The sequence below is a fragment of the Paenibacillus sp. 01T47 genome (assembly GCF_056398245.1).
In genome coordinates this window covers 94,428-108,580 of sequence record NZ_JBFTPA010000007.1, presented here as the reverse complement: position 1 = coordinate 108,580, position 14,153 = coordinate 94,428, and the positions used below count along the sequence as shown (strand labels likewise).

The 14,153-nt window shown below is 41.5% G+C and carries 15 protein-coding genes and 1 pseudogene; 3 read left to right on the top strand and 13 right to left on the bottom strand.

Translation table 11 applies throughout. The annotated features are described in order from the left end of the window. The first annotated feature begins 132 nt into the window (after positions 1-132). Both AC1DOV_RS16310 and AC1DOV_RS16305 read left to right on the top strand, forming a co-directional pair. Positions 133-453 carry a hypothetical protein gene (locus tag AC1DOV_RS16310; RefSeq protein ID WP_477550590.1) on the top strand — a complete coding sequence of 107 codons (321 nt, stop codon included), beginning with the start codon at positions 133-135 and terminating at the stop codon, positions 451-453. Next, positions 377-603 (top strand): annotated as a pseudogene (locus AC1DOV_RS16305) (transposase); the annotation flags it as partial. The gene AC1DOV_RS16310 and the pseudogene AC1DOV_RS16305, both read left to right, overlap by 77 nt. Positions 604-774: 171 nt before the next feature. Here AC1DOV_RS16305 and AC1DOV_RS16300 read toward each other — a convergent pair. After that, positions 775-1,236: a phage tail protein gene (locus tag AC1DOV_RS16300; RefSeq protein WP_441963360.1), complete on the bottom strand. Its 462-nt coding sequence runs from the start codon at positions 1,234-1,236 to the stop codon at positions 775-777. A gap of 235 nt (positions 1,237-1,471) precedes the next feature. On the opposite strand from AC1DOV_RS16300, the gene AC1DOV_RS16295 reads away from it, so the two are divergent. Next, positions 1,472-2,194, top strand: coding sequence for a YheC/YheD family protein (locus AC1DOV_RS16295; protein WP_477550453.1), 723 nt, complete (start codon positions 1,472-1,474; stop codon positions 2,192-2,194). An 88-nt stretch (positions 2,195-2,282) separates the two neighbouring features. On the opposite strand, the gene AC1DOV_RS16290 is transcribed toward AC1DOV_RS16295, so the two are convergent. The 12 genes from AC1DOV_RS16290 to AC1DOV_RS16235 all read right to left on the bottom strand — a co-directional run bounded on the left by AC1DOV_RS16290 (position 2,283) and on the right by AC1DOV_RS16235 (position 14,121). After that, the gene (locus tag AC1DOV_RS16290) at positions 2,283-2,606 is read right to left on the bottom strand and encodes a hypothetical protein (RefSeq protein ID WP_076266536.1); all 324 of its coding nucleotides are present in this window, start codon (positions 2,604-2,606) and stop codon (positions 2,283-2,285) included. 229 nt (positions 2,607-2,835) lie between these two features. Then, the gene (locus tag AC1DOV_RS16285) at positions 2,836-3,279 is read right to left on the bottom strand and encodes an SMI1/KNR4 family protein (RefSeq protein ID WP_477550452.1); all 444 of its coding nucleotides are present in this window, start codon (positions 3,277-3,279) and stop codon (positions 2,836-2,838) included. Positions 3,280-3,327: 48 nt separating this feature from the next. Then, a complete protein-coding gene (locus tag AC1DOV_RS16280; protein ID WP_477550451.1) occupies positions 3,328-4,407 on the bottom strand; it encodes an ankyrin repeat domain-containing protein in 1,080 nt (359 codons plus the stop codon). 24 nt (positions 4,408-4,431) lie between these two features. After that, positions 4,432-5,181, bottom strand: coding sequence for a hypothetical protein (locus tag AC1DOV_RS16275; protein ID WP_477550450.1), 750 nt, complete (start codon positions 5,179-5,181; stop codon positions 4,432-4,434). A gap of 73 nt (positions 5,182-5,254) precedes the next feature. After that, a complete protein-coding gene (locus tag AC1DOV_RS16270; RefSeq protein WP_477550449.1) occupies positions 5,255-5,827 on the bottom strand; it encodes a hypothetical protein in 573 nt (190 codons plus the stop codon). Between the two features lie 275 nt (positions 5,828-6,102). Continuing rightward, positions 6,103-6,636, bottom strand: a complete 534-nt coding sequence (locus AC1DOV_RS16265) for a YceI family protein (RefSeq protein WP_477550448.1) — start codon at positions 6,634-6,636, stop codon at positions 6,103-6,105. 109 nt (positions 6,637-6,745) lie between these two features. Further along, positions 6,746-7,693, bottom strand: a complete 948-nt coding sequence (locus tag AC1DOV_RS16260; RefSeq protein WP_477550447.1) for a helix-turn-helix transcriptional regulator — start codon at positions 7,691-7,693, stop codon at positions 6,746-6,748. Positions 7,694-8,002: 309 nt separating this feature from the next. Continuing rightward, the gene (deoB, locus tag AC1DOV_RS16255; protein WP_477550446.1) at positions 8,003-9,190 is read right to left on the bottom strand and encodes a phosphopentomutase; all 1,188 of its coding nucleotides are present in this window, start codon (positions 9,188-9,190) and stop codon (positions 8,003-8,005) included. Positions 9,191-9,222: 32 nt separating this feature from the next. Then, entirely contained in the window at positions 9,223-10,404 is a 1,182-nt protein-coding gene (locus AC1DOV_RS16250) for a NupC/NupG family nucleoside CNT transporter (protein WP_475445258.1), read from the bottom strand. 22 nt (positions 10,405-10,426) lie between these two features. After that, positions 10,427-11,722: a purine/pyrimidine permease gene (locus tag AC1DOV_RS16245; RefSeq protein WP_477550445.1), complete on the bottom strand. Its 1,296-nt coding sequence runs from the start codon at positions 11,720-11,722 to the stop codon at positions 10,427-10,429. A 33-nt stretch (positions 11,723-11,755) separates the two neighbouring features. Next, positions 11,756-12,472 (bottom strand): purine-nucleoside phosphorylase, encoded by a 717-nt coding sequence (deoD, locus tag AC1DOV_RS16240; protein ID WP_477550581.1) that lies wholly within the window; start codon positions 12,470-12,472, stop codon positions 11,756-11,758. A gap of 212 nt (positions 12,473-12,684) precedes the next feature. After that, on the bottom strand, positions 12,685-14,121 hold the full coding sequence (locus AC1DOV_RS16235) for a helix-turn-helix domain-containing protein (RefSeq protein ID WP_477550444.1): 1,437 nt from the start codon (positions 14,119-14,121) through the stop codon (positions 12,685-12,687). Between the last annotated feature and the right edge of the window lie 32 nt (positions 14,122-14,153).

Sequence of the window (14,153 nt, the reverse complement as noted above, 5' to 3'; positions counted from 1 at the left end):
TGTCTCAAAAGTCATTTTGCGATTTTTTGAGCACTACTTAGAACTTATTTTCATCGAGAAAAAGAACCTCAAGCTCCACTATACAGTGGAATTTGAAGTCCTTTCATTTGAAAATGGGGATGTTCCCCTGTCATGCAAAGACTTTTGCGGCAGCGTCTGCAGCAGCTTCATCTAAGTGCAGAAATGCACTTATTTAACCAAATCTTCTTCAAATCTGCTCAATTAGAGGTATTTGTACACCTATTTGCAACATTCCAATCTTGTTTGTTAAAAACAGGTGCACTTTTACACTTATTTACTCTCCACTATTGGTTCGCGCACATTACAATCATACGACGATCATCGCTGATGCCGGATATGGTCAGTCTGAGTTATTATGCGCTACAAGCAGCAAGCAAGGGAAAAACTGAGCTGCGAGGAAGGATATTCGCTGTCGGTAAGACGAATGATTAAACCCGAAAGTGTTCTAGGGCAGATAAAGAATAACCAAGGATTCCGGCGTTTCTGCTTCGCAGCTTACCTAAGGTAAGTCTGGAGGTCGGGTGGCTTTCGCTTGCCCATAATCCTATGAAGCAAGCAACCATAGACCAGAATAGAAAATAGCAGTACAGGAATAGCTCTCCTGTACTGCTATATATTTACCAATACACCCGTTCAAAGTGAGCTATTCCTCAGCGAGCTTGATGCTTATGGGACAGCCCCTAGACATTCTTATTACTATTCGAGCTTACAGGCCTCAAGCCCTATACAGTCCAAATTTTCGCTGTTGCTTATTTAATATTCTTTTTTAATTACAAAAAACGAACCTCGGATTGTTCCAGCTAGTTTAGACTTCTGCCTCGCAAACTTAAACTTTCCTTCTAACTCCATTGGTACTTCCATCCCCTCAGAAAGCTTAAAGCCAACGGCCCGCTTCTTAGCGTCATCAACCGTATACATGACGTTGATTCCAAGACCATCCTCATAAAAAACGTAAGCAAATTTAATATTCTCCACTTGAAAACGCGACGTTTCTAAAGGCTTGGCCGCAAACGCAATATCACGCTCTTTCAAAACTTGGTTCACATAATCAAGTGTATCCTGACTTTCGCTAGCCGGCACAACCGTAAATTCATGTTTGTATTTATTCATAAAGTAACGGGCTTCATTAGCGCGCAAACCAGCAAGCGCTTCTGCTACAGGTGAAGACTCTAAACCAACTGTAGATACATTTTTAAAATCAACGATATAAGACATGCCCATCTCTCCTTTTATAACATTATTTCCAACAAAACTTGTCATTATTTATAATATCATTCCTTATCCCCACCGTTCTACTACGCAAAGCGGAGAAAACAGAAATGATAGGCGGTACGGGTTCAAAAGCCTTCTTTACCTGCTTTGGTTCATAAATATGGACGAATCGTCACTTATGCTGATCACTAATTTGACTTAGAATTACCGTATAAGATTGAAAAAGGCTGTGACTAAAATGTTAATCAAAAGAGACAAATGGTTGCAATATCGCATCTTTCGCAGCAGGTCCTCTCTCGCCGGACGGTTGCCACAAACACAGTTACTTAAGAAGAACACCTTATCGAAAATGCTGCTTCAATATCAAAGCGTCGTACTGAAACCTCGCAACGGGAGTTATGGAAGGGATATCGTGTTCATCAAACGGAACGGTACGAATGTCTATCGTATTCATAACGAGCAGAATGCAGTCACCATGAGAAACACTGATAAAATACTCAAATGGCTCCGTAAAAAAAACAGTGCTCATGGATATATTGTCCAAAGACGTCTGCAGCTTGCTCAAATAGGACACAAGCCATTCGACATTCGCATAATTACACAGCGGAAAAAAGGCTCTTCATCACCCTGGAACGTGACAGGCTCATACGCAAAAGTAGCGGCGCAAGGATATCTAGTCACAAATGTGACTAGCCGCACCATTCCAGTGCTTGAAGCGCTAAAATTAGCCCGAATCGGAGATCGGAGCTTGCTTGTCAAAGCGGAACGGATCGCACTATTGGCTGCCAAAAGACTTGGAGAGTGTTACCCCAAGCTTAGACAAGTCGGGTTCGATATAGGCATCGACAGAAAGCATCGAATTTGGATCATTGAAGGCAATTATCAACCGGACTTGCGCCCTTTTCGGCTCTTGAAAGATTCCTCGATGCAGCGCAGAATATCATGGTATAAGAAACATTAGAGCGAAAAAAAGACGACCAGCCTTTTATCCTTGGCTTGTCGTCTTTTCATTTTTATAACCTATTCTTGATCATGCCCCGTTTGGGATTTTACTTGCGTCTACTTGTACTTACAACACGCGTCACTTGGAACTTATTTACCCCTACCTGTATAATGGCAAACTTGCTGAAAGAAGTGCCGGAAGAAGTATACGGCTCCGCCTCAATATTTCCACTCGGTGTTCTAACCGTTGCGGTGATTCTAGTCACCAAGCAAACTCCACGGCTAGAAGCCGTCCAAGTCTCATCACGCTGAACCGCATAATTGTCGTCACTACAAAAGATGGATGCATATTCAACTTTTCCAAACGCATTAAACGATGTGGAGTTAAATATCTGAACAGGGTCGTAACCCGTAGGTCTTCTATTTCCCATCTCCAAAACCTCCTTGATATTGGTATCGTTCATTAAATGCAAATTAATAGATTTTGGTAAGGTATAAATGTGGACAAGGAAAAAAAAGCACGTTTGTCCAATGGTCGCGAGGATACGGCAGCATATGATGATGCACCTCAAACAAAAAAAAGAACCACCCTCGTAGTTAAACAGGTGGTTCGAGACTATAGGTTTAATACAGCGAGCGCTATTACTATGCTTCTCTTAATCACCACTCATAAAAGTTTTCCTCGACCAGCAACTCAAATGAATCCGTTACTAACTTGATCTCCCCGGTATCGTGGTAACAGATGAATACCTTTCCTGACCGATCGATGATAATCGGGTCGCCGGAACCATCCATAGAAATGACATAACTAGTTCGTAAAACCCCTGCGCAGGGAAGCTCCTTGAATTGCTCTCGGAACTCCAGCGTCAAATCAGTAACCGTTTCATTTCCGAGACTAGACCCATTAGAGAATGCATGTACCGCAAGACCTGCATATGCTCCGCCAAACGTCCTTATAAAATGTACGTAATCTTCATGAAAGCTTACATTCAGCCGTTGCTGTGCCTTAGCAATTTCCTCTTGGCTCGCCGGAATGCCTACTAGTGTGCTATTATCCTCCCGATGAAGGAAATTCTTTAATCTTTCCATTAACGCATCCTTCATAAGTTAATCTCCTTTGTACACTTTCTCTTCTACTAGTGTGACAAATAGCTATAACTCTCCCTCAAGAAACTTAATGAGGTACATTTCAGGCTGCACGAGGAACTCTGTAAAGCTGCACAAATCCGCATACTCCTGGTGCTCCACGTCATAACAGCCTACCAAGCCTTTTTTCTTCGGATTCCACACTAGCTGCAGACCAGAGTAATTGTCGATATCGGCTGACAGACGCAACAGCTTTTGCCTGCCAACTTTCATCTCAATCGTATCAGTTAATGTAAAAAAATCGATATACCCGATTTTATATTCATTTTGAGCTAGCTCAAGGCGCAGCTTGTCTCCAGTAAGAAAGCTGACCAGTTCATCGGTCAGTTTATATTTTTTTAGCTCAAACTTTTTATTTTCCATATTATGAAGCTCTGCCGGCTCCAGCGATTTCAAATAGTCAGCCAAGATTGTATTCTTATTGCTGACCGCAATCGTATACGGGCGCTCACCGTCCTTTTCTGCAAAAGTCACGTCCGCACCGTGTTCAATCAAAAATTTGACCATGGCCAAATTACTCATGCGCGCGGCAACGGTTAACGGAGTCGCTTGATAAGGATAGACCATATCCGGTTTATTATAGTTGATGTCCACCCCATGATCGAGCAAATAGGTGAGTGTCTTATAGTCATGATCCGATACAGCTTGACGCAATACAGCACCACCATGCAACTTTATATCTAATCCCAGCTCATGAATGAGCCGGATATTGCTTTTGTTGCCATAGTAGGCCTGTGAATAAGCGCCAGACCCGATTTGATTGAGCTTGTCCAGCTTGGCTCCTTGCGCTGCAATGTAGCGAATGATGTCTTCCTTGCAATAGCGAACTGCTCGCAAAAAGGCCGGATTATGTTTGACATTCAGGTTGACGCCATGCGCTACCAGCAGCTTTACAACATCCATTTGCTGCAATATAAGCGCCAGATCAAGCGGACTTAACGTGGTATAATTGCTAAGTATGATGCCAGCTTCAATATCCCAGCCTGCTGTAATTGCAGCTTGCAAAGCAGGAATATTTCCTTTGTAAATGTGCATCGCGATTTCCGGCAGATCCTCGAACTTTCCAATATCTTTTAGATTTATCATTCACTAATCGCTCCTACACCTAGTTCAACTGTTATTTTCTGAAATTGCTTCGCACCCTTTTGACAAGAGCCACTGCTTCATAACGGCAAACGCCTGTTGTACATCCTGTTCATAGAAAACAGCCACCTCTTGTTGGTAGGCATAATTCAATCGTACATAGCCACCTAGTTGCCGGTAGAACAGGAAGCATGCATATGGGGTCTCAATGGACAAATCCGGTGGAAAATCTGCTTGGCACATTCCGGCCAGATCGGGCAACGAAAGTCGGTTCTGCCCTTGTGGCAAACGTAAAAAGAGATGGCTCCGAGTGCCCGTCCACGGTTCATAATAGACAGCCTCCTCTTGACTAATTCCATACACCTGACGATATATTTCGTCCAGCACCAAGGCGTACATCCCTTCGTCTTCCTGCTCCCGTTCCTGCAGTGAAATCGCCTTAACGTGCTCCGCATGCCGAGGCAGCCAGAGAAGTAAAGCCGTCTGGGGATGCACGGCCAGAAAATCACCGTCCACTGTTGTGCCTATAACGGTACACTCACCAATCTGTTGCTCAGTAATGGGGCTGTCTTCGTCATGCTCCCATAACCCGTACTCAGCAAAGGGTTTAAGCACCTCCGTATCCGGCAGCTGGACATTCAACCACCCTCTGTAAGTCCCTTCGCCAAATCGCCGCAAAAACCGGAGGTAGCCCGGTGGATAAACAGCGGCGTCTTCCTTCGCAAGTGCTTGGTTTTGACCATCTGACAGCGGTTTTGGCCGAGATACAATGTACATAAATACTCCCCCCTATTTGGACTATTAAGTCTGCCGCTGTTGGCAGTCGGATTTACTTCATGGAAAATTCTTTTCAAAATTCATATGTCCCAAATTGTTTTCTGAGAGATTCTTCGTGCGGTATCCACTCGGAATCACTCCATAAAGACATTTTTACGAGTTCTGACAGCTTATCTACGGCTTGTACTGGACTCGTAATGCTAATGAAGTCGTCAAAATCCTCATTACGAATATCCAACGTTATCCGCAGGTAGTCATCATTAATACGCTCTTCTTTGAGTTGTTCATATTCATCCCTCATCCACTGTTCACAAAAGATTTTTTCGGCCCTAATATCTCCATTCTCGAAAAACGACAACTCGAATAATTCCTCATTCATATATCCGGCGGTCATCACTGGCTCTTCGATAAGCCGGGACAATGTTTTGCCAACCTCCTTCACCGTACCCCATACAAAATAATCGTGGAGCACGCTGATCCAGTTTTCATTGCTTTTGCTTATGTACATGACGACTTTGATCTCTTGAGTCTCATTATTTGGCTCGCCTAATACTGTGGCATACCCTTCACTTAGCTCTCTTAATGCATCGACAGTCTTCTCAAGGTTTTTCGACTTAATATGCAAATTCGCAAATGATCTTCCCACGAGATCGCCTCCTCTAATCGCTTTCTTACTCAGTCTGATTTTTTTATATCTTATAGATTGGTTCTATATATGTATCTTATTTCCATTATAGTGATCGCATGTCCTGAGTCTACCTACTTTTCACCTGAATTTTGGAAATAAAGTTTCCTACAATACTCTCCAACTTTCCACAACAAAGTTTTTCGCCGTCACATATGGCATGGTTCCCCGCTTTGTCTGTAACGGCCAGCTTTTGAACAAAGACCATCCCGATAAAAGGATGGTCTTTGGAATCTCTAATTTATTTTAATTGCCTCAATATAAAGTTCGATTATCACTTCATTTCCGACAATAATTCCACCCGTTTCAAGAGGCGAGTTGAATTTCAAACCAAATTCATTACGATTAATACTGGCTGTTGAATGAAAGCCTACACGTTCCCGGCCGCGAGGGTCTTTGTTTAGTCCTTCAAAAACGGTATGAAAAGTGACAGGTTTGGTTACTCCATGCAGAGTTAGATTGCCCGTAAGTTCATACTGCCTTTCGCCAGTATAGACGCAGTTGGTGCTTTGAAACGCAATAGTTGGATACTTGTCAGCATGAAGAAAATCGTCGCTCCTCAAATGTTCATCTCGTTGTGCTTGACGAGTTGTGATACTATTTGCTTCTATGGAAGCCTGGATACCCATGGTTGTTAACTCGTTGGGATCAAAACTTATAATCGCTTGGAAACGCTCAAATACTCCTTTAATTTTATTAATCATTAAATGCGTCACCGAAAATTCGACGGAGCTGTGGTCCGGATCCACTTCCCATTTGATATTACTCATGAATAAATTCCACCTCTATAATAAGATTATGAGAAAGGTCACCCTATCTCTAAAACACTGCGCTATTCTCATACACCTAATATACAAAAACGCTACTGACAACGTAATGTCAGTAGCGTTTCAGCATTTTTTCGGCTTCCTCGTAAATCCGATTTCGGAATGATTCAGGCTCTACTACCCTTACGTTCCCTCCCCAGCTCAGAACCCATTGCATCAAATCGTCCAGATGACGAACGCGTAATACTACATCCAATCCATCCTGATGCTCTTCCATACCCTCAATAAATCGATTATTCGATTCCTTCACTTTATCTACGACATTATGATTAAATCGGAGGTGCACTCGCAGATGTCGATCATCTGTAGGGCGATACTCCCTTAAGTTAAAATGGGCAGGCGGTTCGAATCGATCTTCCAGATCGACAAGTTCGGTTATTCGGGATAAACGGAAATGGCGAATGTCTTGGCGTAAGTCGCAATGCGCCACGAGCATCCATAACCCTTCAACGAGTACGAGGCCATAGGGAGCGACAGTACGATCGCTATGGCGATTCCCCGTGGAATCCGTAGTTCCTTTCGAATAATGAAATCTGATCTTTCGCCCATCTAATATCGCTCGGCGAATCTTATCGAGGTTTTCCTTTTCATTTGACGGAGCTGCCTGTTTGCCTGGAGCGAGCAATCGCAGCGCCCTGCGTATACGGGAGGTCTCATTGCGTACACCGTCTGATAGAATGGCCTCGATTTTCTTCTTAGCGGCTTTAGCTCTGTCACGATAATCATCATCAAATCGTTGCTCGATAAAGTCCGTTCCTATAAGCAAGGTCACGGCTTCCCCTATCGTGAAACTGATCGGCGGTAGAAAATATCCCTCCATTAAGGAATACCCTGTGCCTGTAGTGCCTATAATCGGCACGCCCGCTTCGCTGAGTGCCTGAATATCACGATAGATCGTCCGCACGCTAATTTCAAATAGGGCCGCCAAATCTTCGGCACGTACCACTTGTCTACCTTGCAGCTCCAGCACGATGGCTAATAAACGATCTGTTTTGTTCATTGACTGCCCCCTTGAAACGTAGTGCTGTACAACAGATACTTACCCCTACTTATGGTACGGTTCAGCATATCACAAGTAAGGCGAAAATATTAGGAGTTCATCGCCGCTTATAACTCCAAATTTCGAACTTATTACTCAGTCAAATTTTATCATTAACGTTACTGTTAAGAATGATGGGCTATTCCTTATAAATATAATCGCTTAAAAAGCCAAAAGCCTGCCATTTTGGCAGGCTTCTTTCATTATGACGTTACTTTCTCTAGGTTCACAATTATTATTGGCCCTCGTTTTCTCATCAAATCTACAAGTTTATTTAAGCACCTGTAAGAGACTCTGTCCAAACTGCGGCATTTTCAAATTAAAGTTATCTGCAACCGTTGCCCCAATATCCGAAAATGTCTTACTTACTGGAAGCTCACTTTGCTGAGTGAAACTCTTGCTGTAGATGAGTAAAGGAACATATTCACGGGTATGATCTGTACCCACATGAACAGGATCATTGCCATGGTCTGCTGTAATCATGAGAAGATCATCTTCGCTCAGCTCGGCAAGAACTTCATTTAATCGATCATCAAATTGTTCTAGCGCTTTCCCATACCCGATCGGGTCTCTACGATGTCCATAAAGTGCATCAAAGTCAACAAGATTCAGAAAACTAAGTCCTGTAAAATCAGTATGAATGGTCTCCATGAGTTTATCCATACCATCAATGTTTGATACTGTGCGCAATGACTTGGTGACACCTTCACCATCATATATATCTGAGATTTTGCCAATCGCTAATACATCGAACCCAGCATCCTTGAGCTCATTCATCACGGTTCTTCCATAAGGCTTTAAGGCATAATCATGACGGTTCGATGTTCTCTTGAATTTACCAGACTCTCCGAGGAATGGCCTGGCGATCACTCTGCCTAACATGTATTCCTCACGTAGCGTAATCTCTCTGGCTATCTCACAGCTTTGATAAAGCTCTTCCAAAGGAACAACCTCTTCATGAGCCGCAATCTGAATCACTGAATCTGCTGAAGTATAGACAATGAGTGCACCAGTGTTCATATGCTCTTGCCCTAGTTCATCGAGAATAGCTGTACCGCTAGCTGGCTTATTCCCAATAACCTTTCGACCCGTTTTTTGCTCTAATTCGTTAATTAATTCATTTGGAAATCCTTCAGGGAACACTTTGAAAGGAACATCGATTTTAATGCCCATAATCTCCCAGTGCCCAGTCATCGTATCCTTCCCGTTCGACGCCTCCTGCATTTTGGTGAAATAAGCTAAAGGCTGCTCTACTTTGGGTACTCCGGGTATTTGGTCAATATGGCTTAACCCTAACCTAGATAAAACAGGAACATGCAGCCCATTCATTTTTTCTGCAATATGCCGTAATGTATGTGATCCTGTATCCCCAAATTTTTCAGCATCCGGAGCTTCACCGATGCCTACAGAATCCATAACGATGACGAAAATCCGCTTAAACCGAGGTGTTTGTTTCATGTTAATGCTCCTTCTATTTTAGCTGTGCTCAACTAAAATATGATTCCGATAACGATGGCTGATAAAACGCTTACAAGTGTCGCACCATATAACAACTTTAATCCAAATCGAGCAACCACATTCCCTTGTTTTTCATTCAAACCTTTTACGGCACCCACGATTGTACCAATGGATCCAAAGTTAGCAAATGAGATTAGAAATACAGAGACGATGGCTGTCGTACGATCACTAAAGCCGTCTTGAATTTTTACAAAATCAAGCATAGCCACAAATTCATTCGCCACTAATTTGGTCGCCATGATACTGCCTGCACTAACAGCCTCAGACCATGGTACACCCATAACAAATGCGATTGGTGCAAAGACATAACCTAATGCTTCTTGGAACGAGATACCGAATATTCCAGCGAATACGCCGTTAATTAAAGCAATTAACCCAACGAAACCAACCAACATAACCCCAACCACGACGGCTACCTTAAAGCCATCCATGATATACTCGCCCAGCATTTCGAAAAACGTCTGTTTTTCTTGTTCCTGAACTTCAACGATATCCTCTTCAGGTTTAACCTCATATGGGTTGATGATGGATGCAATAATAAAACCGCCAAATAGGTTTAGTATTAATGCAGCTACAACATATCTAGGCTCCAGCATCGTCATATAGGAACCAACGATTGACATGGATACCGTCGACATTGCTGATGCACATAATGTGTACAGACGCTGCTTAGACAATAATCCGAGTTGGTTTTTCACCGAAATAAACACTTCATTTTGTCCGACAATGGCAGCCGCAACCGCATTATAGGATTCCAATTTCCCCATACCATTTATTTTACTTAAGACCAGACCAATATACTTTATAATAAACGGCAGTATTTTATAATGTTGCAGAATCCCGATAATCGCTGACATAAATACGATAGGCATCAATACAAAGAGGAAAAACGTGTGTGCCCCTTCATTTGCCATTCCACCAAAAATAAAGTTAATCCCTTCATTTGCATATCCCAGTAATTTATCAAAACTATTGGCAAAGCCCTTAATTAACAATTCCCCTATACTCGTTTTTAGTAGAAGTATTCCTAAAACAATCTGAACAACAATCATGACAATAATTGGTCGATATTTAATCTTTTTCTTATCATTACTTGCAAGCCATGCCAGTATTAGTACAAGAATTAGACCAGCAACAGAGATGAGATAATGCATCTTTACCCCTCCAAATTTTTGTTTATTGTTTTACTTTACTCCGCTGTTTTCCCCTCCACATGAACCCCTGTTCCAAAATAATCGCTAACAGGCTTCCGCATATTAACCCATTATTTAAAATGGCGATCACGATCGGAGATAAATGGATTGTGGCTGATGAAGGGATAAACATTAAACCCACACCCACTAGCAGGGAAACTCCACTAACAATAAAAGGTCGCTCTTCATGAATGACCTTTCGCAATTCCCTCAACGATATTCCAACCATCTTCACAAAAATAACGAATGTAACAGCATAGCCAATCGGAGCTGGAATGCCGGATATGACATTCATAATTGGCGGAAACAAGGATAAAACGATCACTAAGCTGCACCCTATTAAGAACGGCCTACGCTCTCTCATACCTGTCTGTTCAACATATCCCGCTGCTCCCGAAATAGGCACCGAGCCAATCGCTCCTAAAGAGCCGCCAATAAAATGTGTAACCCCGGAAATAATTCCAGCACGCCAATAACGGCGATGATCCGTGGATTGCTTTTGCTCTATCACGGTTTCCATCAACCGGATGGATGCAATCGCATTGGTTATTAACAGCAGTGTTAATAACAACGCAGTAGTAATGGTCCCACCGTCAAATCGCGGCCATCCAAATGGCAACATTTCGGGTAGATTAACTAGGTTTTCAGCTTGTGAAAAAACCGGCATATGACCAAAAACTATAAATAATAGCCAACCTAACAATATACTAATGATCACCGAAAATTGTCGAAGTAACGCAATGCGGCAGCTCCCTAACCAAAAGGTAATGCAAACCACAATCACACTAAGCAAAAACACTTTAACATCTAACGTCGTATGGCTAGATGTAATTCCCATCATCCCTTTCATAAAAGAACCGCTTAATTGAAAGATCAATAACAGTAAATATATAAAAGTGATGGTTGGTGTAAATAATCGGGCTATTTTATCCATTAGCTTAAAGGCTGAAATTAGAATAAATAACACACCGCTAATGATCATTCCTCCACTTAAAGCTTGCAGAGCATCAATGTTAGAAGAATATAATACCCCCACTAAACTCGCGTAAATGGTAAAAATGCTCCACCATAACCCTGCCGGACCTTCATGAATAGGAAGTTTATGACCAATCAGGCCTTGTAAAAAGCCCGCTATCCCCAAAGTAATAATTGTACTCTGGATGAGTCCAGCAGTCTCAATGGGTGTTAAGTTATATAAATCTGCGATAGCAATTGGTGCAGCAATTGCGCCTGCGATCATAAAAATCATCCACTGCAATCCGGACAGAATTACTCTCATTTCTTTCTCACTCTCTTTTCCTAACCCTTAAACCTATAAACTAGTGTCGTCAATGATTGTATTAAGAGCTATTTCTACCATTTCATAAAAGGACTGTTCACTTTCTTGATGAGTTAAGTGCTCCTGCGTTAATAATTGACTGCCCACGGTCAAAATGGACAGTGCTTTTACACCATATTTAGCAGCCAAAGTATAGAGCGAGGTGCTTTCCATTTCTACTGCTAATACGCCAAAGTCCATAAATTTGTGAAGTCGATCCAACGTTTCACGATAAAATTCATCAGAATTATAAATGTTGCCAACAAAGACTTTCGCTTGCTTACTTTGTGTGTGTTGATATGCTTTCATTAGCAATGAGAAATCCGCCGTAGGCGCATAGTTACAGCCATGGAAAATCTTCTCTGTCAGATTGCTGTCTGAAGACACTGCTTGGGCTAATACAATATCACGGATATTTACTTCTTCTTGCATCGCGCCACATGTGCCAATGCGAATCAATTTCTTCACTTCGTAATCGATGATCAGTTCCGTTGCATATATGCTCATCGATGGGTTACCCATCCCTGTCCCTTGAACCGATACGGGCACACCTTTGTATAACCCAGTGTATCCATACATACCTCTTACTTCGTTATAGCAATAGGCTTCCTCTAAAAAATTCTCTGCTACAAATTTTGCACGCAAAGGATCTCCTGGAAGCAAAACACGTTCTGCTATTTCTCCTTTTTTTGCACCTAAATGCCTGCTCATATGGTTTCCTCCAATAATCTGAATACTGCACTCAGATTTTCCGAAATCGCTTCCATTTACCGACGGGAAAATAGATGCTTTAGTATTTTCCAAACGAATTTCCTTAAGGAAGGTCAGCCTTAATCGTTTAGAACCTGCTTTGAGCATAAGGTTTTTTATCATCGCAAACTAGACCAAAATCTTACGTAGGGTACGGAAAATAATTGGTCAAATTATAAAAGTAATTCTTTACGAATATTGTCGAGATCTCTTTTAGATGGAATCGTAGAAATCGTAACAACAGGTACTGTCTTTAATAAAACCGGGAAATTACTAATGACGAAATCGATTTGATGATGCTGCACCATTTCGTCGGTTAGTCCTTTCATAATGGAAGTATTAACGATCAACTGATCCCCAATTTCCTTTTTAATCAAATCCGCTATGTAATGACGAATTGAAAATTCTTCACCAATCACTAAGAAGGCCTTTTTTCTTTTATAACGCAAGCTTGAACGAACAATTAAGGTTAGTTTTGTTAAATGGAAATCATTATACAGGACAGACGGATATGCTTCATTCCACGTTTTCATGCAGTCTTGCAATTGTTGATATATCTGCTGGCACTCTTTTTGAACATATGTCGATAAATTGCTTTTTGAAATCATCATCCATTCAGGAATGGCATTATCCATTAAAAGCTTGTCAATGAAGTCATATACCTCCAATGTAAATCGTTCTTCCATATCCATATTCGGATATACTTTTGCCAGTAATGTAAAAAGCAGATTACCCATTTGATACTCTTCTTTATCCTTGTATAATTCGAATTCTTTTATCGGTGTCATTTCCGATCCTTCGTAATAATGGTATTGGCTGAGTCTCACGCGTGATTGCATAAAGAATATTTCACTTTCAGGAAATTCTATAGAAAGCTGTTCTTCTAGACTCTTCGCAAGAGCTTTCACCGGCAAATAAAACATCCCTTTTTCCCAGGGATATCTGACCTCATCGACTTTTACACATTTCCCTCTCGTAACTCTATCTACTACAATCGCCAGCAAAAAGGATAATTTCCTTTTGGAATTGATAAAATAAACTATATTTTTCTCATTCTCTATATTTGTGATTAACTCATTAATATAAGCAAAGTCAATATTCTCAAAGGGCCATCCTGTAAAGTCATAGGCATCACAATACAACTTCCAATAAAAATACCGTATATTCATTTCATTCCCTTTGATCTTAGGGCTGGAATAAGTAATGTGCAGCTTATACGGTTTCAGATCATTATTATTTAAATATACAATCAACTTCTTCAAAGACGAGGTGCTCATAAACATTTCACCAGCAAGCTCCTCCACTGAGAATCGTCCGTCAGTGGTAAACAATAGATTCATCAGCCGATAAAAGGTGGTTTGTCTGAGCATAAAAGAAACCACTTCACTAATCGTCTTCCCTCGTCCATCACGTCGAAGAAATACTCCCTTTCCTCTTGTCACCTCAATGGTAATATCAGGTGGCAGTTGCTTGCTTATCTCTTCAACCATCTTACGTATGGTTTTATCTGAGATTCCTAAACTTTTCTCAACTTCGGCTAAGGTAAACCACCTTTGTTCCGTATCAAGCAGTGTTAATAATTGGCTGGCTAATTTATATTCCTTATCCATACTCCCACCCTATTTCAATTTAATTTGAATGT